The sequence below is a fragment of the Pontibacillus chungwhensis genome (genome assembly GCF_030166655.1).
In the GTDB taxonomy this organism is placed as follows: domain Bacteria; phylum Bacillota; class Bacilli; order Bacillales; family BH030062; genus Pontibacillus.
Map to the genome: position 1 here is coordinate 3336842 of NZ_CP126446.1, position 23339 is coordinate 3360180.

General features: G+C 40.6%; 20 protein-coding genes. 7 read left to right on the forward strand and 13 right to left on the reverse strand.

Annotation, left to right across the window (positions count from 1 at the left end; translation table 11 throughout):
- Window positions 1–49: 49 nt before the first annotated feature.
- Complete coding sequence (locus QNI29_RS17305) at window positions 50–1462, forward strand: vWA domain-containing protein (RefSeq protein ID WP_231418941.1); 1413 nt, start codon at window positions 50–52, stop codon at window positions 1460–1462.
- A 36-nt stretch (window positions 1463–1498) separates the two neighbouring features.
- Here QNI29_RS17305 and QNI29_RS17310 read toward each other — a convergent pair whose 3' ends face one another.
- Complete coding sequence (locus QNI29_RS17310) at window positions 1499–2779, reverse strand: PucR family transcriptional regulator (protein WP_231418942.1); 1281 nt, start codon at window positions 2777–2779, stop codon at window positions 1499–1501.
- 222 nt (window positions 2780–3001) lie between these two features.
- Here QNI29_RS17310 and QNI29_RS17315 point away from each other — a divergent pair, with 222 nt between their 5' ends.
- On the forward strand, window positions 3002–3418 hold the full coding sequence (locus tag QNI29_RS17315) for a VOC family protein (RefSeq protein ID WP_231418943.1): 417 nt from the start codon (window positions 3002–3004) through the stop codon (window positions 3416–3418).
- A gap of 51 nt (window positions 3419–3469) precedes the next feature.
- Here the strand turns inward: QNI29_RS17315 and pruA are convergent, their stop codons facing one another.
- Window positions 3470–5017: an L-glutamate gamma-semialdehyde dehydrogenase gene (gene pruA, locus QNI29_RS17320; protein ID WP_231418944.1), complete on the reverse strand. Its 1548-nt coding sequence runs from the start codon at window positions 5015–5017 to the stop codon at window positions 3470–3472.
- Between the two features lie 43 nt (window positions 5018–5060).
- On the reverse strand, window positions 5061–5978 hold the full coding sequence (locus QNI29_RS17325) for a proline dehydrogenase family protein (protein ID WP_284526576.1): 918 nt from the start codon (window positions 5976–5978) through the stop codon (window positions 5061–5063).
- A 640-nt stretch (window positions 5979–6618) separates the two neighbouring features.
- On the opposite strand from QNI29_RS17325, the gene spxA reads away from it, so the two are divergent.
- Window positions 6619–7014, forward strand: a complete 396-nt coding sequence (spxA, locus tag QNI29_RS17330) for a transcriptional regulator SpxA (protein WP_231418945.1) — start codon at window positions 6619–6621, stop codon at window positions 7012–7014.
- 77 nt (window positions 7015–7091) lie between these two features.
- Here the strand turns inward: spxA and QNI29_RS17335 are convergent, their stop codons facing one another.
- The 3 genes from QNI29_RS17335 to QNI29_RS17345 are packed head-to-tail and all read right to left on the reverse strand — an operon-like array spanning window position 7092 to window position 9258.
- Window positions 7092–7808 (reverse strand): amino acid ABC transporter ATP-binding protein, encoded by a 717-nt coding sequence (locus tag QNI29_RS17335; protein WP_231418946.1) that lies wholly within the window; start codon window positions 7806–7808, stop codon window positions 7092–7094.
- Entirely contained in the window at window positions 7801–8448 is a 648-nt protein-coding gene (locus QNI29_RS17340; RefSeq protein ID WP_231418947.1) for an amino acid ABC transporter permease, read from the reverse strand. Before QNI29_RS17340 ends, QNI29_RS17335 begins: the two co-directional genes overlap by 8 nt.
- A gap of 18 nt (window positions 8449–8466) precedes the next feature.
- Window positions 8467–9258: a transporter substrate-binding domain-containing protein gene (locus QNI29_RS17345; protein WP_231418948.1), complete on the reverse strand. Its 792-nt coding sequence runs from the start codon at window positions 9256–9258 to the stop codon at window positions 8467–8469.
- Window positions 9259–9532: 274 nt separating this feature from the next.
- On the opposite strand from QNI29_RS17345, the gene QNI29_RS17350 reads away from it, so the two are divergent.
- Window positions 9533–11236, forward strand: coding sequence for a M3 family oligoendopeptidase (locus QNI29_RS17350; protein ID WP_231418949.1), 1704 nt, complete (start codon window positions 9533–9535; stop codon window positions 11234–11236).
- Window positions 11237–12023: 787 nt separating this feature from the next.
- Here the strand turns inward: QNI29_RS17350 and QNI29_RS17355 are convergent.
- Together QNI29_RS17355 and QNI29_RS17360 are read right to left on the reverse strand one after the other, a co-directional pair.
- Window positions 12024–12371 (reverse strand): VOC family protein, encoded by a 348-nt coding sequence (locus QNI29_RS17355; RefSeq protein ID WP_231418950.1) that lies wholly within the window; start codon window positions 12369–12371, stop codon window positions 12024–12026.
- Between the two features lie 12 nt (window positions 12372–12383).
- Entirely contained in the window at window positions 12384–13274 is an 891-nt protein-coding gene (locus tag QNI29_RS17360) for a hypothetical protein (RefSeq protein ID WP_231418951.1), read from the reverse strand.
- A 136-nt stretch (window positions 13275–13410) separates the two neighbouring features.
- Between QNI29_RS17360 and QNI29_RS17365 the strand changes: the two genes are divergently transcribed.
- Together QNI29_RS17365 and QNI29_RS17370 are read left to right on the forward strand one after the other, a co-directional pair.
- Complete coding sequence (locus QNI29_RS17365) at window positions 13411–14043, forward strand: LysE family translocator (RefSeq protein WP_231418952.1); 633 nt, start codon at window positions 13411–13413, stop codon at window positions 14041–14043.
- Window positions 14044–14113: 70 nt separating this feature from the next.
- Window positions 14114–14872 carry a YqcI/YcgG family protein gene (locus QNI29_RS17370; RefSeq protein ID WP_231418953.1) on the forward strand — a complete coding sequence of 253 codons (759 nt, stop codon included), beginning with the start codon at window positions 14114–14116 and terminating at the stop codon, window positions 14870–14872.
- A 19-nt stretch (window positions 14873–14891) separates the two neighbouring features.
- Here QNI29_RS17370 and QNI29_RS17375 read toward each other — a convergent pair whose 3' ends face one another.
- On the reverse strand, window positions 14892–16235 hold the full coding sequence (locus QNI29_RS17375; RefSeq protein WP_231418954.1) for an amino acid permease: 1344 nt from the start codon (window positions 16233–16235) through the stop codon (window positions 14892–14894).
- 126 nt (window positions 16236–16361) lie between these two features.
- On the opposite strand from QNI29_RS17375, the gene QNI29_RS17380 reads away from it, so the two are divergent.
- Window positions 16362–17306, forward strand: coding sequence for an arginine deiminase family protein (locus QNI29_RS17380; protein ID WP_231418955.1), 945 nt, complete (start codon window positions 16362–16364; stop codon window positions 17304–17306).
- A 40-nt stretch (window positions 17307–17346) separates the two neighbouring features.
- On the opposite strand, the gene QNI29_RS17385 is transcribed toward QNI29_RS17380, so the two are convergent.
- The 4 genes from QNI29_RS17385 to QNI29_RS17400 form a co-directional block, all read right to left on the reverse strand.
- Window positions 17347–18579 (reverse strand): dicarboxylate/amino acid:cation symporter, encoded by a 1233-nt coding sequence (locus tag QNI29_RS17385; RefSeq protein ID WP_231418956.1) that lies wholly within the window; start codon window positions 18577–18579, stop codon window positions 17347–17349.
- Window positions 18580–19032: 453 nt separating this feature from the next.
- Window positions 19033–21186 (reverse strand): MMPL family transporter, encoded by a 2154-nt coding sequence (locus tag QNI29_RS17390; RefSeq protein ID WP_231418957.1) that lies wholly within the window; start codon window positions 21184–21186, stop codon window positions 19033–19035.
- A gap of 155 nt (window positions 21187–21341) precedes the next feature.
- Window positions 21342–21806 (reverse strand): tripartite tricarboxylate transporter TctB family protein, encoded by a 465-nt coding sequence (locus tag QNI29_RS17395; protein WP_231418958.1) that lies wholly within the window; start codon window positions 21804–21806, stop codon window positions 21342–21344.
- Window positions 21793–23334 (reverse strand): tripartite tricarboxylate transporter permease, encoded by a 1542-nt coding sequence (locus tag QNI29_RS17400; protein WP_231418959.1) that lies wholly within the window; start codon window positions 23332–23334, stop codon window positions 21793–21795. The genes QNI29_RS17395 and QNI29_RS17400 overlap by 14 nt, the downstream gene beginning before the upstream one ends.
- Window positions 23335–23339: the final 5 nt, after the last annotated feature.

Consider the following 23339-nt stretch of genomic DNA (forward strand, 5'->3'; position numbering starts at 1 on the left):
TCTTCCTTGCATAGGGTATGGAATAAGTGACGAAGAGAGGAGTGGTTTTTTGAAAATTTTACGTTCCCTGGCATGCTTATGTTTCCTTCTTACAGCCTGCCAATCTGATTCCTCTTCCACCCCAGAAGAACAGGAACAGGAACAGACAACCAATACACAAGCAGAATCATCTTCTAATGAAGCTCAGACAGCAGAAGCCATTTCTTTTGAGAAGGATGGAGAAGCCTTCATTCATAATGAAGCAGGTGAAATGTATAAATCGTATGTGCCAGAATCAGAATCAGCTGACCAAGATGATTCTGAACAGGCCACGGAACTAGCAATATCGGATTACATAGAGGAAGTTCAAACGAAGGACACAGAAGAATGGACGGCCGAACAATGGGCTACCTCCCTTCTAAACGGTCTAAGAGCCAATTACGATCAAGCTTTTTCTCCCGTCCAGGATTTTAAAGTCACCTATGAATCTTTAAAACTCCCAGACGGTCGCCTTCTTCAAGACGTAACCGAAGAGGAATTAAACAATCGCCCCGACAAGGTGAATGTTGCTATGCTGATTGATTCTAGCGGAAGTATGAAGAAAGAAATTAATAGCGAGAAGAAAATGACTGCAGCGAAAGAAGCCGTTCAATCTTTTGCTAGCGAACTTCCAGAAGATGTACAGGCTTCTCTCTACGTATTTGGACACAAAGGATCTGAAAAGGAACAAGATAAAGACGTGTCATGTAAAAGTATTGAATCCGTCTATCCCTTATCGACCTACAACAACGATACATTCACAGATTCCATGGATTCTTTCTCCGCTAAAGGTTGGACTCCTTTAGCTGGTGCCATTCAGCAGGCTACTTCTGACTTAAAAGAAAATAGCACAGACGAAACCAAAAACTTCATCTATATTGTGAGTGATGGAAAAGAAACTTGTGGAGGAAATCCTGTGGAGGCTGCCAAAGGAGCTACGAATCAAGGAATGGATGTTGAAGTCCATATCATCGGTTTCCAGGTAGACACAGAAGCGAATCAACAACTTAAAGAAGTCGCCGAAGCTGGTGGTGGGGCCTACACATCAGTGGACAACCCTCAACAATTAGACGAGGAAGTGATGAAATCCTGGAAGGAAACCATCTCGAAAACAACATGGCGCTTTTGGTCAGCAGGAAATCATAACAACTTAAACTGGGATTCTGTAGGAATGTCCACAGACCTTCGTAATTTATATGCCAATTTCCAAAGTGTAAAAGACCAAGAATTTTGGCGGATTAATAATACTCTTGACCGATTATTAGAAAAAGAAATCATTACGTTTGAACAAAAAGGGGAGATCCAGGATCTTCTTAAGAAACGAAAAGAGGCCATTACGGAATATACCTCAGCTATCTACGACGAGAAGGATAAAGAAATTTTCGATGAGGCAGATCGACTCAAAGAAATGATTGATAAGATTACAGAAGATCTGGATTTATAGCAATGAAAAAAGCGGATGCTTATGGGCATCCGCTTTCTATTTCTTCAAATGAACCGATATGGCTTCCTGGTAACGCTTATAATAGCCTGGCACATTATTGAGCAAAAGCAACTCTGTATATAAATAACTTTTCATATTAAAGTCCTGTAAATTAATATTGGTTAAGTCTAATATTTGTTTCAGCCTATAGTTCAATGTGTTGGGGTGAATAAACAGTTCAGCAGCGGTCTGCTTTGCTTTCCCATTATTGGCTAAGTACACTTCGAGGGTTTGTAAAAGGTTCGTTTGTCCTTCTGTATCCTTTTTCATCAGTTCTAGCAGATCTTCACTGAAATAATCTTCCGAGCTATTCTTTTCGTAAAGTGTGGCCAGGTATCTGTAAACACCTAATTTTGCAAACTCTCTTGGCATCGTTTCTGGCCGAGGCTCAATAAAGTTAGCCGTTTCAATAACCTCAAGTGCTTCTAGAAAACTCTTTCGGATATCAATTAACTTCGTATACTCTTTCCCAAGCCCAATCATAAAGTAATAAAAAGACTCCCCGTCCAAGTTCTGCTTAACCTCGTCAATAAAAGTCCTTGCCGTATCGGTGGCACTAAAAGGAGCCCCTGCTCGCCCGTGAACAAACATGACAATTTGAAACTCCGTCTTTAGAAACTGAATGTCTTTTCGCAGTGGAGAGTGGATTACTAGTTCTTTTAACGTACCTAGCAAATCATTGTATTGGGGATCCGTTATGGAGAAGATTAAAACCACACAACGCTCCGGGAGACGAAGCTTCACTAGTTTCGCATCGTGTCTAAACTGAGTTTCACTCCCATATTCATGATGGATTAATTTCCATAACAGTTCATCCTTACGTCCCTCTTTAACATTGACTCTCGAATAAGCATCATAAATGAGTTTTCCGATATGGGACGTAATTTCTTCTAAAAAGATCAAATCTTCCTCTTTTAACAAAGACGTAGATTCCTGCACCCAAATATACCCCATAGTATGACCAAGATGTTTCGCAGCAATTACAATTCTCTGATAGAACCCTAGCTCTTCAATAGGTTCAATGCGAATAGGCTCAGGTTTACTTTCTAACTTTTGAACAATCCCCTCTTTCTTCAGCCGATCAATAATAAAGACAGGACACTTCTTAGATAGAATCGTTTTTTGTTGCGTTTGATCAAACTCTTCGAATGAGGAACTGTAGGCAATTAATTCAAAATTTTTATTTTCGACAATGACTGGTTTATCAAGCTTCGAACTAATAAACTCAGTCGCTTTGTGTATATCTTCTGTTTGAAGAATGAGCTCCTTTTGATCCATAGTTAATCCCTTACCTTTCAACAGCAGAGTCGAACAAGAAAACCTAATGTTCATTATAGCGACTTTTCTCATAAAAGGGAAAGGCAATGTTGCAGAGTATTACTAGTCTTTTTAATATTCTGTTTATAATTTCTGATATTGTGATGAATAAAGAAGCTCTATAAACAGTAGACAAAGACAGTATGATACAATGGTTCCACTAATAAAACGAGGAGAATGAACATGGAGAAACATTTGGACCATATCGGCGTAGCCGTTCGAAATATAGAAGAAAGTATTCATTTTTATGAAAATGTATTGGGCGCAACGATGATTGACCATTACCGTAGTGAAGCCACTGGAGTTGAAAGTGAAATCGCCATAATGGATGTAAATGGATTCCGCACCGAGCTCTTAATGCCAACGAATAATACAACTTCACCTATTGCACGGTTCATCAAACAAAAAGGAAAAGGCGTTCACCATGTGGCTTATCAAGTAGATGATCTGGATGAAGCCATAAAAGAACTAGAAGAAAAAGGCATCCGCATACTAGAAGGAAGCTTGCGTACGAATAAGCACGGAAGAAGATTAATATATGTAAACCCAGCAGATACAGAAGGAACGATCGTGGAATATTGCGACTATCCTAGCCAATAAACATCACTAATGAAAAAAAAGCTTCTCACCAAAGTGAGAAGCTTTTTTCTATTAATACATTTCGGAAATTGTTTTAGCTTGCATGTGAAGAGCGATATAATCAGGTCCTCCTGCTTTAGAGTCAGTACCTGACATCTTGAAACCACCGAATGGCTGATACCCAACAATAGCTCCAGTACAATTACGATTAAAGTAAAGGTTACCAACATGGAAGTCGCGAGCAGCAATTTCTAAATGCTGGCGATTATCAGAAATAACCGCTCCTGTTAAACCGTATTCTGTATTGTTTGCAATCTCGATCGCGTCATCGAAATCTTTAGCTTTGGTAAAGCAAACAACAGGACCGAAGATCTCTTCTTGTTGCATACGTGACTCTGGAGCAAGGTCAGCGAATACCGTCGGCTCAATAAAGTAACCTTTGGAATCGTCGCCTTTACCACCTGTCATGAGACGTCCTTCTTCTTTACCAACTTCCATATAAGACATGATCTTCTCATATGCTGATTGGTCTACAACTGGTCCCATATACACATTTGACTCTGCTGCGTTACCTACAGAAAGTTCTTTCGTACGAGCTACAACACGTTCTAGTACTTCATCGTATACATCTTGGTGTACGACAGCACGGGAACCAGAAGAACATTTCTGACCTGAGAATCCGAACGCTGAAACAACGATTGCCTCAACAGCCGTTTCGATGTTTGCTTCTTTGTCAACCACAACGGTGTCCTTACCACCCATTTCAGCAATAACTTGCTTAAGGTGGTTTTGGCCATTCTGTCGGACAGAAGCTTTTTCCATAATACGAAGGCCTACATCTCTAGAACCTGTAAAGGAAATTAAAGCCGTCTTTGGATGCTCAATCAGATAGTCCCCAACTTCGCCGCCGCTGCCTGGTACGAAGTTTAGAACACCTTTAGGAAGTCCGGCTTCTTCTAAAATTTCAACAAATTTCGCCGCGATTACCGGGCTATTACTTGCTGGTTTCATAACCACTGTGTTACCTGCTACAAGAGGTGCCACTGTTGTTCCTGCCATAATAGCAAGTGCAAGATTCCATGGTGGAATAACGACCGTTACCCCAATTGGTTGGTAAACATAACGGTTGCGCTCACCAGGACGGCTTTCTACATGCTTTCCTTTATCAATTTCAAGCATTTGACGCGCATAATATTCTAAGAAGTCAATAGCTTCAGCTGTATCTGCATCCGCCTCTTTCCAAGGCTTACCTACTTCATAAACGAGATAAGCGGAAAGTTCATGTTTACGTCGACGCATAATAGCTGAGGCGCGAAGTAAAAGTCCTGCACGAGCTTCAGCAGACCATTTTCTCCAAGACTCAAACGAGTTAGAAGCTGCTTGCATGGCTTTTTCTGCAAGTTCTTGTGTAGCCTTTGATACACGTCCAACAACTTGTTCAGTGTTCGCTGGATTTGTGGAAACGATTCTATCATCCGTTAAGATGCGTTCTCCGTCCACTAGCAAATGGTGATCCTGACCTAGTTGGCTTTTCACCTGCTGTAGCGCATCCTCAAAAGCTTTCTTATTTTCTTTAACTGTGAAATCTGTGAATGGTTCGTGTTTGTACGGTTGTACCATCAATCATTTCCCCTTTCTCTTCGTTATTCAAGCAGTAGCTAATTTATTTACTAAAGAGCCCTTTCACCGCAAAAGCGATGTTCGCTGGGCGCTCTGCTAACCTTCTCATAAAGTATCCATACCAGTCTTCTCCATATGGGAGATAGACCCGAACTTTGTAACCTTCCTTCAAAAGATCAAGTTGCATTTGATTTCTCATGCCATAAAGCATTTGGAACTCAAATTGATCTTTAGGAATGTTGTTCTTCTCTACAAATTCTTTTGTAAACTCAATCATTGCCTCATCATGTGAAGCGATAGCGGTATAATTCCCATTTAATAAATGCTTAGCAATCAACTTCTTCAGATTGTCATCCACCATTGATTTTTCTGTAAAAGCAACTTTTCCTGATTCTTTATAAGCCCCTTTTACCAGGCGGAGATAAGCATTGTAATCACTTAATTCCTCAACATCTTGGTTTGAACGGAACAGATACGATTGAATGACTGTACCCAAGTTGTCATACTCTGTCTTGAAGTGTTTATACAATTCCAACGTCTTCTCTGTTCGTGAGGAATCCTCCATATCGATTGTTACAACCACATCATATTGTTTAGCTGCTTCTAATATGCGCGTCATATTTTCATAGACGAGATCGTGACTGATATCAAGTCCAAGAGAGGTCAATTTTAAACTGAGCTGCGTATTCAACTGATGATTATGAATAGCCTGGATTGTACTTATACATTCCTCTGTACGCTCTCTGGCTTCCGCCTTAGAGTTAACGTACTCTCCGAGGTGATCCACCGTTACGTGCAGCCCCTGACTATTCAACTGTTGGATTAATGGAATGGCCTGGTCAAACGACTCTCCCCCCACAATCTTATCCGCACCCAAACGCGGCCCCCATTTCTTGGCCATCTTATCAAGCACTGAACTATTGGATAATAATAAGAAGAAATTCTTACTTAACGCTTCCACGACCACCACACCCCTTCACCGTTGATGTAACGTTTTCTTTTGATTAAAGGAATACATTTATTGTGCTAAATGTTTTTCTATTAAGAAAATTATAACTTCTATACGACCTATACCACAACGTGGCCGAGTAACAAACTTCACTCGCAAATTTTGTGGTTTATACACAACTACCACTGAAAGCGCTTCACCACGCATTATGTGTACCCTGAATCCACTTGTATAAACCTGTATTTACAAATCTTTTCCATCCTTCCGTTTATATAGATTCATCCAGTAAAGCACAATGACTTAAAGTACCCATGCCAATGTAAAATAGTATGAATTTAACTATCTCAAACTAAAGGTATTATGTTATAATCAATTTGTAACTGAAACAGCCGGGTGTGCCATCAGTGCATACCTTGGTGAAAAAACGGGTATAGGACAAGCATATACATGAAATATAGCCTATGCCTTTCTTCTACAATTACATTAATAGTTGAGGAACAAATTCCCTTCTTTTTGGGAAGAATATCATTTTGAACAGTTCCATACCAAGTGGTATACTAGGGAATGTAAGTCAGCTTACATTTTTTAAATCCATATAATGTATTGTTAGAAAGTAAGGTAACATTCAAATGACCAATAGGAGGTTCATTGCATGATTACACTTTATTTATCTCCAAGTTGCACATCTTGCCGTAAAGCGAAAGCTTGGTTTGAAGAGCATAACTTAGAGTACACAGAACGCAACATCTTTTCTGAGCCTTTATCTGCAGACGAAGTGAAAGAAATTGTTCGTATGACAGAGGATGGAACAAAAGAGATTATCTCTGAACGTTCTAAGGTCTTTAAAGAATTAGATGTCGATTTAGATGATCTTTCTATGCGTGAACTTTATGAACTGATCGAGCAAAATCCAAGCATCTTAAAGCGCCCGATTATGCTTGATGAGAAGCGTATGCAAGTTGGCTTCAACGAAGATGAAATTCGCAGCTTCCTTCCACGCAAAGTTCGCACATATCAGCTTGAAGAAGCACTACAAAGCGCTAACTAATTCTAAGAATACAAAAGCCTTTGTATGGGATAACACGAAAAAGCCCTCTATTTCTTAATAGAGGGCTTTTCTTATGCTTACAATACTTTCTGTAAGAAAGATTGTGCTCTTTCAGTAGAAGGATGATTAAAGAACTGGAGGGGGGTTGTTTCTTCTACGACCGCTCCCTGATCAAGGAAGATAATACGATCGGCTACTTCACGGGCAAATGCCATTTCGTGTGTCACAATAACCATCGTCATTCCAGTGCTTGCGAGTTGTTTCATCACATCTAAGACTTCTTTTACCATCTCTGGGTCAAGCGCTGAAGTTGGCTCATCAAACAGCATAATCTCAGGGTGCATGGCAAGAGCTCTAGCGATCGCTACTCTTTGTTTTTGCCCACCTGATAGTTGATTCGGATAACTGTGTGCTTTATCTGATAACCCAACCGTGTTAAGAAGCTTCATGGCATTCTCTTCAGCTTCTTTCTTGCTCTTCCCATGTGTCTCCATAGGAGCGAACGTAATATTTTGAAGTACAGTCATATGAGGAAAGAGGTGAAAATGCTGAAACACCATTCCTGTCTTCTCGCGAATTTGAGTCACATTTTGCTCATTTAGCTGGGTTCCATCAATATAGACTTGTCCTTCTGTTGGCTGTTCTAATCCATTTAAACAACGAAGAAACGTTGATTTACCAGACCCAGAAGGTCCAATGACAGCCACGACTTCTTTCTTATTAATCTCAGTCGTAATAGAATTTAAAACAGGCGTCTTTTTAAATGTTTTCGATAATTGATTAACTTTAATCACTGTAACTCAACCTTCTTTCTACTCTGGATCCGTACATTTCTAATACCCGAACCATAAGGAAGTACAAGATTAATGGGATGGTTAAGGCACCAATATAGTTGTATGTGTCCGCTGCTACAATTTGCCCTCTGCGCATAATATCTGAAACCCCAATGACAGAAATAACAGCTGACTCTTTTAGTAACATGATTCCTTCATTCATTAAAGCAGGTAAGATGTGTTTGATTGCCTGAGGCAGTATGATTTTACGCATCGCTTTAAAATAAGGGATATTCAGAGCTTTAGCTGCTTCAAATTGGCCTTTATCAACAGATTGGATACCTGCTCTTATGATTTCAGAAATGTATGCAGCTGAGTTTAGGGAGAAAGCAATCACCCCTGCTACAAACGGCTCAATATTCCATGGTGTCAATTGTGGAATGACATAATAGATATAAACAAGCTGCAGGATCAGAGGAGTCCCTCTGAAGAAAGCTGTATAAGCACCTGCCAGTTTGCCTAAGAATTTGTTGTTACCAAGCTTCGCAAGAGCCACTCCAATTCCTAGAATGAATCCTATTACAGCAGATAGTAGTACAAATTTTAATGTTATTAGAATTCCCTCTAAAATAAAGGGAATGGATGGGATGATCTCTTCCATATCACTCAGCTCCTTGCCTTATTCGGACTTTCCTCCGTTTTCAAACCACTTCTTGATTAACTCATCCATTTTTCCGCTTTCTTTCATTTTCTCAATTTCTTTATTAAACTCTTCTACAAGCTCACTATCCTCTGGGAAAGCAGCTGCTGAACCTTTTGATGCATTTGGATCCATAATAAACTGAGTTAGCTTTTCATTCTTCTCTAAATAACCGCTAGTGACACTATCTTCAATGATGGCTGCATCAATGCGTCCTGTCTTTAGCTCCTCTACGAGTTGAGGGATCAGGTCACGCTGAATCACTTCAATTCCATCATATTCTTCTTGAAGTTCTTTGGCTTTATCTTCTTGAATCGAACCGAGCTGTACCCCGATCTTCTTCCCTTCCAAATCTCCTAACTCTTTAATAGAAGCATCCTCCATAGAAATCACAGCATTGTGTGCTTCGTAATAGATATCAGAGAAATCTACTTGCTTTTCGCGTTTTTCATTCGGCGACATTCCGGCAAAGACAAAATCTACTTTGTTACTATTAAGTGCTGCAATCAATCCGCTAAAGTCCATGTTTTCAATCTTCAATTCATAACCCAGTTCGTCTGTTATATGTTTAGCAATATCAATGTCAAACCCTACAATTTCATCACTGTTTGCCGTATCTATGAATTCAAATGGTTTATAATCAGCTGATGTACCCATAACGATTGTCTTCTTTCCGTTCTCTCCTTCTCCATTTGCTGCTTCAGAACTCCCGCAAGCTGAGAGTACAGCCATCGTTGCTACTATTGATAGAATAAGTGCAAGTTTCTTCATTGTTAGTCCCCCTGTGAATGTATGTTTATTAGATATAATGTATAATAACACATAAATAATCATTGTGAATACCTTTATTTAAATTTTTATACAAAGTTTTGTATATCCTATTCATTCTCATAAAAAGAGGCTAGCGATCTCTTCAACTATGTAAGCGATACACATCCCTTTAAATAGGAGTTTTCCTATTTCAAGGAGTATTTTACAAGTTTGATTTTGGAATTTTCTGTTTTATGATAAAATGCAGAAGTACTTATAAAGGGGGAAATATAGAATGTCTACTTTTTATCAAGAACGCTTTGATTTCTCAAAACCAGAAACCATCGAAACAGAATTCGAGCGCCTCGTACAGGAACCTATAGATTCTGTGGAAAAACTAGAGTCGTGGATCCTCGATCAGGCTCAAATTTTTGATGCCATTAATGAAGGATTAAGGGGACACTACATCGACTTTCAAAGTCATAGCGATAGCCAAGTGGCCAAAGAAAAGGTCGAGCGCGATCAGGAGAAGATTGAACCACTTCTAAAGCGATATCAGGCGTTATTAGATCAGAAATTTATCGATACACCTTATAAAGATGAATTAGACCAGGATACATATGGGCGATTTATGAAAATGAAAGAAAATGCATTGGATTTATTCCGAGAAGAAAATATCGATCTAGAAGTAGAAGAAGATCGATTGACGAACCAGTATTTCGAAATTACAGGAAGTTTAACAGTAGATTGGTACGGTGAGGAGAAAACACTTAGTCTGATGAGCTCTTATCTACAAGACTCCAACCGTGACGTAAGAAAACAAGCTTTTACAAGTATAAATGACGTGCGATTAAAGCATAAAGATTCTCTTCAATCCATTATGGATGAGCTCATAGCGTTACGTCAGAAGAAGACAACGAACGCAGGACTAAACACGTTTACAGACTATATGTTTAAAGAATATGAACGATTTGATTACACCCCGGAAGACTGTAAACAGCTAGCTGAGTCCATTCGTGAGCATGTGGTCCCTCTAAAAAATGAACTAATGGAGAAAGAGAAAGAAAGACTTCAAGTAGATACATTGAAACCGTGGGACTTAAGTGCATCTCCTGCAGGGCAAAGTCCACTTAAACCATTTCATACAACGGAAGAGCTAATTGAGAAGTCCTCATCCATTTTCACCAAATTGGATGCTTCCTTCGCAAGTTTATTAACAGATATGCAGAAGAAGGGCACACTCGATCTTGATACTCGAAAAGGAAAAGCACCTGGAGGATTTTGCGACTTTCTACCACTATCCCAGTCGTCGTTTATTTTCATGAATGCTGACACTTCCCATGACGATATGATCACCCTTCTTCACGAAATGGGACACTGCATTCATAACCATCGAAGCGAGGATATCAAGCTCCCTTCCTATCGTGAGGCACCAATGGAAAGTGCTGAACTTGCCAGTATGACGATGGAACTTCTTACAATGGACTATTGGGATCACTTCTATGACGATGAGGAAGATCTGTTGCGTGCCAAGCGGGAACAGTTAGAAGGAATTATCCATTTCCTTCCTGGTGGTATCGTGATTGATCAACTACAACACTGGATGTATGAACACCCAAACCATACAGCCGTGGAGCGAAATGCTAAATTTAAAGAATTAAAACAAAATTTTGGCACAGAGAGAGTCGATTGGTCTGAGCATGAAGAGACGCTTGAGAACAGTTGGTTAAAGGTGCTCCACATTTTTGAAGTGCCATTTTACTATGTTGAATATGTGATTGCTCAGCTTGGAGCCGTTCAAATGTATAAGCAATACAAAGAGAATCCGAAACAAGCTTTAGAAAATTATAAGAATGCCTTATCCCTTGGAAACACTAAATCACTGCCTGAAGTCTATCAGACAGCTGGCATCCGTTTTGATTTCTCTGCAGAAACGATTCAGGACCTCATGACATTTATTAAGCAGGAATTAGACGCCCTGGAAACTTCACAATCCTAGAAAACGAAAAGCCCCTCTTAAATGAAGGCTCTGCTAAAGTTGGTTGTTGATTTTTTACACGTTATATATAAGTCCCTAATATGGAGTACCGGAAAGTGAGAATGTTTCTAGCGTTAGTCTGCGCGTAAGGTGGTTCGGGAAATCACTCGCTTTCCGCGGCCCCACACGAGGTGGGGTCGTTCGACGTTGGCGATTGACGTGACGGTCTTAGTCGAACTTCATTATTCCCTTAAAAGCCTCCTCGTTCGCTTGCGCTCTCTGTGGGGTCTCCCCTAGATAGAAATGTGCAAGCGTGGTGCCTAGGACCGTACGGACAAGACAGCTTTTTGGAAAAGGCGATAAGCCTTTGGAAAAAAGATGACTTGTCTCGCTAGGTCCTCCACGCTGGAACTGGACTGGCTCCTTCTGCCGCAGGAGTCTCGCAATTTCCCGAACCACCTTTGCCATATTTAGAAGAACGGAAAACATGCCATATTAGAAAATAGAGTTGAATCTACGCGACCACCCACAGCTGGAGGGCCGTCTCATCAAACTTAGATAAGGGGTGTCTGGGGAACGGGGAGACTCCTGCGGGAGAAAGAGGTCGACGAGACCCCGCAGGGCACGATTTTTGCCCGAGGAGGCTCGACAGCTCGCCCGCGGAAAGCGAGTCGTTCCCCAGACACCCCAAGCACTAGTCAATAAAGACGGCCCCATCTACACTTAAATGTCTCAGCTCTTGGTATTGAACAAGCCTTTAAAATAATAACACTAAACTATAAAAGAGCCTAATGAAAGAGGGGCTTTTCTATGTTTGTGACGATACAATGGTAACGGGCATGCCATTTGGAGCTTGTACCGAATAGATCTTCTCCCCGTTCTCCTCAATTGGTCCATGTATTTCGACACCTTGTTCTTTTGCAAAAGACGCAAAGTCATCTCCTTCATCAACAACGATCTGGAGCATCGTTAAAGCGTTCATGCATTCATTCTTATGCCAGAATTCAAGCCAGCTCTCGCCAGCCTTAAAGATCCCGCCCCGGTAGTCTTCTGTATCCTCCCAGGAATTCTTCAAGCCAAGCTTATTCTGCAGAAAATCCACCATTGCCTCGCTGTGTTCCGATACTTCCCCATAGCGATACCCTAACACCTTCATCTTCATGTCCTCCTAAATAGAATATTCATCTTGCACAGGGTCATAAAAGATCAAATCATAAAACTGATCTCTAAGAGAAGAATCGTCACGATCTTCTGAGTTCAACTGCTCCCATTCATTCTCATCTAACATAACAATTGTAAGTTGGATTCCTTCTTGGTCAATCTTCTTTTGCAATTGGAAGCTTTGTTTCACATCACGCTCATTGTAATAGAAATTATCAAACGTATAGACCTTGCCATTCTTTGTTTGAAAACTAAACTCCCATTTAAATGACTCTTCACTACCTTCTCCTATCCCACCTGAGACATACGGGTCTAGTTCAGCTTTTTCAACCTCATCCCAACCGATTATTTCTTTATTACCAAATTGGGAGAACACAATCTGCTCATCGCGAATCGCTCGGTAATCATCCTTGGTGAGAAACATAACAAAAGGATTTAAAACAAATAAGAGAAAGAACAATCCGATTTCATATCCTTTCAGTGATTTGAAACCTTTTATATACAGAACGGAGAAAAGGATCGCTAACCCTGAAAGTAGTAGAATCTTCACACTTATGATCCACTGAGCAGAATTGGTGTCAAAATGAATATCATTAGATGTTTTAAGGGCGGCTTTATAATCAATGAAACCATATTCAATGATAAACATATAAGCAGGAAAGAGTAATGTAACAAACGTATACACTCTTAAGTACATAAACCACGAATCCTTCAGACGCTCTCGTCCCTTCGCTAAAAGAAACCCTAGCGATACAGGGAGCGCACTAAAGAAAACATATTGGATGATCTTCATCCCAATCGTCTGGCCTTCGTTAATCACAATTGTCAGGCCTGTTATGAAAGATAAGATAAGGATGCCCCAACCTGCGATCCGTTTTAACCATTGCATAACCTTCAAGATTGTCACCTCCTTCACCTCATTGTATACGAAGTGAAGAAGGACTGGTTACAAATAAGGTGTTTTCTCAAAGAGGGATATAAATCAATGATTGTCGAATAGACTAATTAGTAAGAAATGGACAAGGTGGGTCTTTATGAATATCTTTGTTAGTTACCTATTACTCGGACTGTCTCTTTCTGCACCGATGGGACCAATTAATGCTGCCCAACTCGATAAGGGGATCCGGTTTGGCTTCTGGCATGCATGGCTAATAGGCGTAGGCGGGATGGTTGCAGATGGCGTGTTTATGCTCCTCATTTATTTCGGAGTAGCTCAGTTTATTGATACCCCTATTCTAAGAGCATTTTTGTGGTCCTTTGGATTCTTTGTCCTTTGTTATACAGGGGTAGAAAGTATTGCTAAATCTAAAGCTCCTACACTAGAAAGAACAGAAACTAGAGGAGAAACACTGGGAAAATCTTTTCGGACAGGCTTTTTAATGGCTATCTCAAATCCGTTAAGTATTCTGTTCTGGCTCGGCATCTATGGATCAATACTAGCTCAAACCACAGATCAATATGGTGCTATACAAATCCTGATCTACAGTTCAGGTATTTTCCTCGGTATTACCATATGGGATATCACAATGGCTGCTCTTGCAACAGGCACGAGAAGGCTCGTGACACCTACCATTCAACAAATCATTTCTATCCTATCTGGTTTGGTTTTAATCGGCTTTGGTCTTTACTTTGGAATACAGGCTTTCAGGCTTATAGTTGGCGGATAGACAGACACCCATCTCTCCTTACTTTAATAGGATAACCGTGTAAATCCTTTAGGAGAGGTTGTTAACAGAAGTGAGTTTGTATACCAAGAGTTTGATTGAAGAACAGTTTACAGAATTAGAGGAATGGCAACGGGAGGCTTATCATGACTTCACCTCTATGATGCTGAGCACGGAACATCCTTACCCTTGCGTCCCAGGTAAACAAGGGTTTGTTGGAGACATGCTTCGATTTGGATTTTGTCCTTCTCCAAAAGATGAAGATGCGGCCAGAGTCATTGCGTCACTCCTTAAAGAATACGGAACGATATCACGGGACACAGGGATGTATGCATCTTTAGTGTTACTGTGTGATACAAGGGAACTTCTAGAGACCCATACATCTGTTTATGAGTATGAACAATGTTTCTGGAAGGTGCTAAGCGTTGTCCATCAGCTTGACGATGCACCTTGGCCAGAACACATTCCACAAGACCCCCATGACCCTTCATGGGAGTTCTGTTTTGATGGCGAGCCCTATTTTGCTTTTTGTGCTACACCAGCCCATGTCTCGAGAAAAAGCCGGTACTCCTCAAATTTCTTAATCGCCTTTCAACCTAGGTGGGTCTTTGATGAAATTAATGCTTCTACTTCTTTAGGACAGAAGCTTAAAAAAGTGATCCGAAAACGTCTTGTGGATTATGATGGAATAAAAGCCCATCCAAGCCTCATGTGGTATGGGCAGGAAGAGAATTACGAATGGAAACAGTATTTCCTGCATGATGATGATTCAACTCTATCGAAATGTCCCTTTATGAGAATGAAGAGTAAATGGAAAAGTTTACGTTCTTAACCTCCCGAGGGGATGGATCTCATTCATCCCCATTTCCGGGTGGAGTAAGACTGTTCTGCCTTTTACCCTTTTTGCTTCTAATCCAAGTAGCACCGGCGATCACCAAAAGGAATAGTAAGCTTACAAAGAATCCTTTTCGGCTGACATCATCCCAAAAGGTACCGGTTATAGCAAAGAAGATTAAAAGAAGAGAACCCATAAACAACAAACGATCCTTCCTTCCCTCTCCCATCAGCTTCTTATAAGAAAATAAAATAAATACCCATGTGTAAAGAAGCATTAACCCTGCTGCTGTTGTGATGTACTCAAACAGCTTCTCCGGTAACAACAAGGCAATAATGATGGATATGACCACAAAGAACGTCACCAAAAGAAAGGCAGGGATTGGGACACGCCACTTCCCTTCTTTAGCAAAGCGTTTTGGCGCATCACCCTCTTCAGCTAACGTGACAAGCATCGTTGTGACTGCATATAAAGAAGCTACCATAGTAGAGAAACCGGCAATGATAAGAACAGCAGTAAACAAATGGGCTACAAAAGGAATGTTGTATTGAGCTAGCGCTGTTAAAAATGGACTTTCATCTCCATTTATAGAAGCAAGTGGAGTCAGTTTCAGCACGAGAAAGATTGAAAGGACATATAGAGTCGTTAAGGCAACCAGCATAATCTGTCCTGATTTCGGGGCTTCTTTCGGCTCCTTCAGCTCTCTTGCCATAAGCCCCATCACCTCTATTCCTCCAAATGCATAGAAGGCATATAACAAAGCGATCCATAGCCCTTTAGGTCCATTGGCAAACCATTGAGCCCTCTTTTCTCCCCCATTTATCTCCTCTGTTATATCAATGAAACCAACCAATGCTGCACCAGCTATTAGAATAAACATAATGATCGCAGCTGCTTTCATAACACCAAACAGATTCTCCATTTTTTCTACCTTTTCTACTCCAAGAAGAATGACAAAAAGTCCGATCCCAGAAAAGACGGCTGAAAAAACCCATAGGGGAACCGATGGAAACCAGAATTGAGCAAAGATTCCAAGGGCCGTTAACTGACTCCCCATAATAAGCATTTCAGACGACCAGTAGACCCATCCATTACTAAACCCTGCCCAATTTCCATAGGCCTGCTTGGCATATGTACGAAAAGACCCTTTCTCCGGATGATGAGCCGTCATTTTAGCTAAACAATTAAACACAATCCATGTCCCCATCCCTGCTAATAAATATGCTATTAAAACAGACCATCCTGCTTTTTGGATACTAATACTCGCTCCAAGGAAATACCCTGTTCCAATAATACACCCAATACCAATGAGGGACATTTGCCACCACGATAAATGACCTTCTTTATCCTTTTCTGACATCTGCCTCCTCCTCCCAAACCGTTAGTCGTATTAGTGTTTGATAAACCATTGGGATTATGTAACGAAGGAATGGATTCGCTAATTCGGGCAATAGTAAGGAGCAAAATCAACATTTGGAGGTTTATTATGAACATATCACTCAACTGTTGGAATGAGTACGATCAACTGAAGTCTGTACTCGTTTGTTCCCCGTCAACCTTAGATGTCCCTGACGCTCAAACGGCTACTGACGTGCAGTGGGAGAAACCCGTAAGTCAAAAGAAAGCTCAAGAACACTTTCATAACATGGTGGATGCTATGAAGGAACACGGGATTCACGTTATTGACTATTCCAAACATTTATCAAGACAAGATGCACACCTAAGCCACCAATTAATTAATCGTGTCTTTACTCGTGATTTGGCCTGTGTCTTTGGGAATACACTTGTCCCAGGCGAACCGGGGACCTCCATGCGTCGCCCTGAATATATACAATCTCACTTTCTATTTCTCGATTGGTTTGGGCCTGAGCGCTTTAAAGTCACAGCAAATAATAACGGAAATGCATTAGAGTTTGGTGATGTTATGGTCCTAAACAAAGATGCGGTCTTTTTGAATACCGGTCTTCGATCAAGTTATGAAGCAGTGGAAAGAATGAAAGACCAGATCTTTCAAGCTGGATTCTCTGAAATTGGTGTGATTGACTTACCACGCCGCCCTGACACATTGCACATGGATATGAATGCAAATGTAGCCGCAGCAGATGTATTGATTGCCAAAAGTTATATGAGATATTTACCGGTTCGCATCCTTACAGAAACACATGACCGTTATCTAATGATGGAAGAATTCTTATTCAGACATGGATTTGAGGTGGAATGGACGAATGACATTAAGCACACCGTAGCTGATATTAATTTCTTAAACCTAGACCCTGAAACACTTTTAATCAGTACGAAGGCCAATAAAAAGATCATTCGTAATCATCCAAAATTAAAGAAGAAAAAGCTCATTGAGGTAGAAGTTGACGAACTCGAAAAAGGAGGAGGCGGGATACGCTGCATGACTCTCCCGTTAGAAAGACAATCATAAAAAAACGAGGCTCTCGATATCGAGAGCCTCGTTTTTTCTTTTACGCAGATGCTTCGGTTTGATGCTTTTTCTCTGATTGGTTAACAATGGATGTTCCAACTAAGTCGCCAGTTACGTTCAGTGCAGTCGCACCCATTCCAACAAGAACATCAATAGACGTTAGAACCGCAACAGCTTCCATTGGTAACCCAACTTGAGTAAATACTGTAGCGATCATGACGATGCCGGCGCCAGGCACACCTGCTGTGCCGATTGAAGCCAATGTACCAACAATTACAATCATAAGCATTCCTGTAAAACCAAGAGTCGTATCTGTGTAGTTTGCCGCAAACACGGCGGATACAGCAATACGAATCGCTGCTCCGTCCATGTTCATCGTTGCTCCAAGTGGCAGACTAAATCCGTACAGACTCTTTGATAACCCTAAGCGATTCGCTGCATTTAGCGTCACAGGTAATGTTCCTGAGCTACTCTGTGTAACAAACGCCGTAATCATAGGCGTTCTCGCTTGGGAGAAGAATTCCCGTGGACTCATTTTAAACGTAATCATCAGAATCGTATAAAGCACAATCTGAACAAGAATAGCCACATAAAGGACAAGCACCATGTTTCCAAGTTCAAGAATCGTGTTTATTCCTTGATTTCCAACGGTTTGAGCAATAATAGCAAAGATCCCTATTGGAATAATTTGAAGAATCACGTTCATCACTTTAAAGGTAGCTTCATTTAATCCGTTAAAGAGCTTATAAACATGCTCCCCTAGTTCTCCATGTTCATCAGAATTCCGAATAGCAGAAATCGCAATACCAAATACTAAAGAGGTAAAGATAATACCTAATAAATTCATCTCAGAAAAGGCTGTTACGATATTACTTGGAATAATGTTTAAGAGCACGCTGGCCACACCAGGATAATCATTTGCTTCCACCGTTTCTGATGTCTCAACAGTAATACCAGAACCCGGTTCAAATAGATTAGCTACCAGAAGCCCAACCACGATCGCCAAAGCAGAGGTAACAGCATAGTAAAGGAACATCTTCCCTCCCATGCGCCCAAGGTTACCTAACTTGGTCTGGTTAACACCCACAATTAATGTAAAGAAAATAAGCGGGATGATGATGAATTGTAATAAACGCATTAATAAGTCGCCTAATGGAGAAAGAACAGACGTACCCTCTCCAAAGACAAGGCCGGTAATAATACCTAATATAAGTGCAATCGTAATCTTCACAATGAGTGAAGTATTAATATAACCACGAAATAAACGACCCATTTGTATGCCTCCTTTTTTATTTATAATTATTCCTATCATTTTAATCGGCTTTGATGTTTATAACTTATAAGATTTTATTCTCTATGTCAAAGACTTGTTTTTTCCAAATCTCTTTCTAGAGCATTAGTTAGTGTACCAACTCCGATCGGAAAGATAAATCTAAATGCTTAGAAATAAAAGTTCTTCATTTCAAAAGGTTTGCTTTCTTATCATACCCTCGTTAAACAGAAACACTCCTTTTTCCGATCCACGGGGCCTTGATGAGTGCTTGAGGGTTGCTCGGGGGTTACCCCATTTCCTTGTCAGGAAGGGTTAAACAGTTTCTAGAGTCCAGATATGTCAGGTTTCCGCTCCACCTTGCACTCAGCCTAAAGCTACAGAAACATTCACTCTTCTTCGAGTACTGAATAAATCCATAAAAAGCACAAGTCCTTTAAAGGACTTGTGCTTTTTTTACCCTGAATGGGAATTATCTTTTACCTTCGACCGTTGCTTTTTCTGAAAGGGAAACCACCAGTTTAAATCACCCAATAGCTTCATCAGACTCGGCACAAGGAGTAGCCGGATGATGGTCGCATCAATAAAGATGGCTATGGCAATTCCTATACCGATTTGTTTCACTGGCATTACGTTTGTAAACGCGAAGGCTCCTGTGATCACAATCATAATGAGGGCAGCTGAGGTAATAATCTTACTCGTATTAGCGAGCCCTTCCACTGTGGAATGATGATTGTCTTTTGTCTCTTGGTAAAATTCATGAATTCGCGAAATAAGAAAGACTTCGTAATCCATGCTTAATCCAAACACAAGACTAAAGACAAGGACAGGCAGGACGAGCGCAATATCAGTTTCCTCTAATCCAAACAAACCATTTTGGAACAGGAGAACGAGAATTCCAAATGTAGACGTCAGCCCGACAATATTCATTAAAATCGCCTTAAGTGGAATCAAAATGGACTTAAAGGCAAGCATTAATATCGTAAAGGTAGAGATAAGAATAATCGCAATACTGATTCCTACTTTGTCGTAAATCTCGTCATAAATTTCCTGGTTGAACTTCGGTTGACCTCCTATACTAACATCGACCGCCCAATCTTGATCAATCCAATCTCTCATTAACGCTTGAGCTTTGTCAGCATCAGCTTTAGCATCGATTGTTACCGGAAGTAAGAGTTGATCCCCTTTCACAAAACGATCAATAGCAGGCTGAAGCTGCTCTTTTGTTTGTTCTTGTTGAAGAGCTTGATATAACTCCTCACTTGAATCTATTTCACTTACTTTAAATAAAGTAGCTACAGAATCTACAAGATCTTCCCCACTAGCCTCTTCCTCTAGAGTCTTCCAGTCTTCTAATCCTTCTTGACTTAGCCAATCCCCGTCGCGTTCAGCCACTATATAAACTTGACTTTGATCAGGCGACAGGAAAGTATCTTCAATATCTTCATAGGCTGCTCTTGATTCATAGCTTTCAGGTAGGGACTCAATCGTCGGGATCGAAAGGTTCATATTCTTTAATGGAACGATCCCTACGATAAGAATGGCCAAAGCAACAAGTGTAATAAGAATTGGTCTCTTCATCACCCAACGAGCAAACGTACGCCAACGCCCTACAGAAGACTGATCCACCCGAATCACTTTCCACTTATTTATATGGTGCCCTAATAAGAATAAGATGGAGGGCAACAGCGTAAGGGCCGTCAACACAGCAATCAGCACAACGACCATTCCACCAAGAGCAATCGTTTGAAAGATATCAATCTGGATAACCATCATCGCACCAAGTCCAATGAACACACACATCGCTGAGAAGAGAATCGATCGTCCTGCTGTCAGAATTGTTGTGCGTATAGCGGCAGCAGGCTCGTTATCTAGTAGTTCTTCACGGTAGCGGTTAATAAATAACAACGCAAAATCTATACTTAAAGCTAGACCGATCATGGGCACAACATTGAGAAGGAAGACAGATAAATTCACACTATCTCCAAGCACAGTTAGAACACCAAATGCTATTACGACCGTCATACCACCTACGATAACCGGTACAATGGAAGCTACTACACTACCAAACGCCAAAAGTAAAACAAGTAAAGCCACTGGAAGACCAATTAGTTCAGCTGTTTTTAAATCTTCCTGACTCGCTTTATTAATGTCTTCAGATATAACTGGCGCTCCAGTAACAGAAACACCCTTGTATTCATCTGCAATAGAACGTACGTCTTCAATGACCTTCTTCATATCTTCAGGATCTTCATCCATATTTAAAGAGGCATAGGCAGTATCCTCTTCCATCATGGTCTCATCCTTTAATGGAGAAGTGACGGACGAAATAGCAGGGATATCCTGCGCCTCATCAAGAACACCTTGGATTGTTTCCTGAAACGCACTTCCTTCTTCCTCAAATAAGAGAAGAATAGAAGATTTCGGGAAGCCAAACTGTTCATTCAGCGTCTCCTCCACCTCTTCATACTCCCCAGCCGTACGGAAGCCATCCCCCTCAAGCTTTGATGGAAGGTCTAATGCAAAATAACCAAACACAATAACAATAGCTAACCAAAAGAAAAGCAAACCTTTATTTGCTTTCACAATGGCAGAGGCAATTGAGTTCATACTATCTGCTCCTTTGTCGTTCGTATATAAAATATGCTCCTTTCTTCATTGTAAACTTTTTAAACTTTAATGAGAATTCTTAAGGTTTTCCAATAAGCTAACTTACCGTGAATATAAAAAAGCACTCATCCTTTGAGGTATGAGTGCTTTTCGTATTATATTCCAAATAAATTATAAAAAATTTGTCCATTAGGCAAAGGTACCAAAAACACAAAGCGAAAGAGCAAATAAAACCCTCCACATATAAGTGTTGAACTAGTCCCTGCCTTTACCCACTTTTGTTTCTTTGACCCCTCATCTTGCAATAGAAAGACTAGCATTGTCACAATAAACAGGCTGGTAATAAGGAAGCCTACATACCATAATCCAATCCCGTAGAGGACCATTCCGCCTATGACTGCATAGATCTTCTCCTTATCCACCCCTTCAAATGGTCGATTTGTCACTGGTATCCAGAAACTCTTAACAAGGTATAAAATACTTAGTATTAAGGAGATCAAACTTATCACTTCAGGAAAGATACCACTCATTTCACTTAGCTGCCTTGCTTCATAATAAGCATATGAAAAGATGAACACCAGTACAGAGGCTATAACTGTCTCTTTATTAAATCGCCTCATTTCGACTCTCCTTCCTGCTATCAGATTCATTTTGGTCCTTTGTTCCTTTAAAATAGCTATATAAAGGAGATAATAACGAAATTATACACATAATGATTAAGATTAAGGAAATCGGACGTCCAAAGAACATCCCCCAAATGTTTCCTTGCGCACCACCAATCATGATTGATTGGGCTAGCCCCTCTTCAGCAATAGGCCCCAAAATTAAACCAAGTACAATTGGAGCAGGGTTAAAACCAACCTTCTTTAAATAGTAAGCGAGTATACCAAAGCCAAGCATAAAAAATACATCTAGTACGTTATTTCGTATAGCATATGCTCCAATAATTGTTAGAAACAGAATGCTTGGTGCAAGATAAAATGTAGGCAAATTTAATACCTTCCCAATATAGCGCGCTCCAATAATTCCAGAAAATAACATAACAACGTTAGCAATGATAAAAGATATTAAAAAAGTGTAAATAAGAGCTCCGTGTTCTACAAAAAGATTAGGCCCAGGTCTAATACCTTGGATCATAAGCGCCCCCAACATAATAGCCGCAGGGGGAGCTCCGGGAATCCCTAGAGCGAGCAGAGGTACAAGAGATCCGCCAACTTCTGAATTATTGGAGGATTCAGAAGCCACTACCCCATCTACGTTTCCTTTCCCAAACTCATTTTTGTTCTTTGAGAAACGAACAGCAGAATCATAAGAAAGGAGAGCTGCTACATTCCCTCCTGCACCGGGGATAATCCCAGTAAAAAAACCGATAATAGAAGAACGTAAAACTAGAATGGGGCGCTTTATAATATATAGAAACATAGATTTCATACTAGATTGGTGATTTTCATTTCCTTCACTCGCTTTTTTTGAGACCGCCTTTTCAACCATTCCGATTACTTCAGGCAAACAAAAAAAGGCGATAAGCACTACAATCAGTTCCAAACCTGCTTGTAGTGGGGCAAACCCAAATGAATATCGTGCCTCTCCTCCAACTGGTGCAAGACCAATTGTACTAAGCATCAACCCTATTCCACCCCCTATTAAGCCTTTTAATAGGGAGCCACTTGAAAGGGTAGCTATCATAGTAAGACCCAAAATAGCGATCCAAAAGTACTCCGGAGGGCCAAAACGTAATGCCAAAGTTGCAAGAGGGCCTGTCAGAAATAATAAAGCGATACCACCAAGCACCCCGCCGATCCCCGAACTAATGGCTGCTGTTTTGAGGGCTTTTTCCGCCATACCCTTCTTGGTTAACGGATACCCATCAAAGGTTGTTGCTATAGCAGAAGGTGTACCTGGCGTGTTGATTAAGATAGCTGATATACATCCTCCATAAATCCCCCCTATATACAATCCCCCTAATGTAATTAACGCTGTTTCTGCAGACATTGTGAATGTAAAAGGTAACAATAAAGCTAATGCCATCGTAGTCGTTAGTCCAGGCAAAGCTCCAACAACGATTCCCCCTACTACACCTGCAATCATAAGCAGGATATTAATTGGTTGAAGCAAAGCATTTATGATTTGCGGAAGAAATTCGAACATTCATG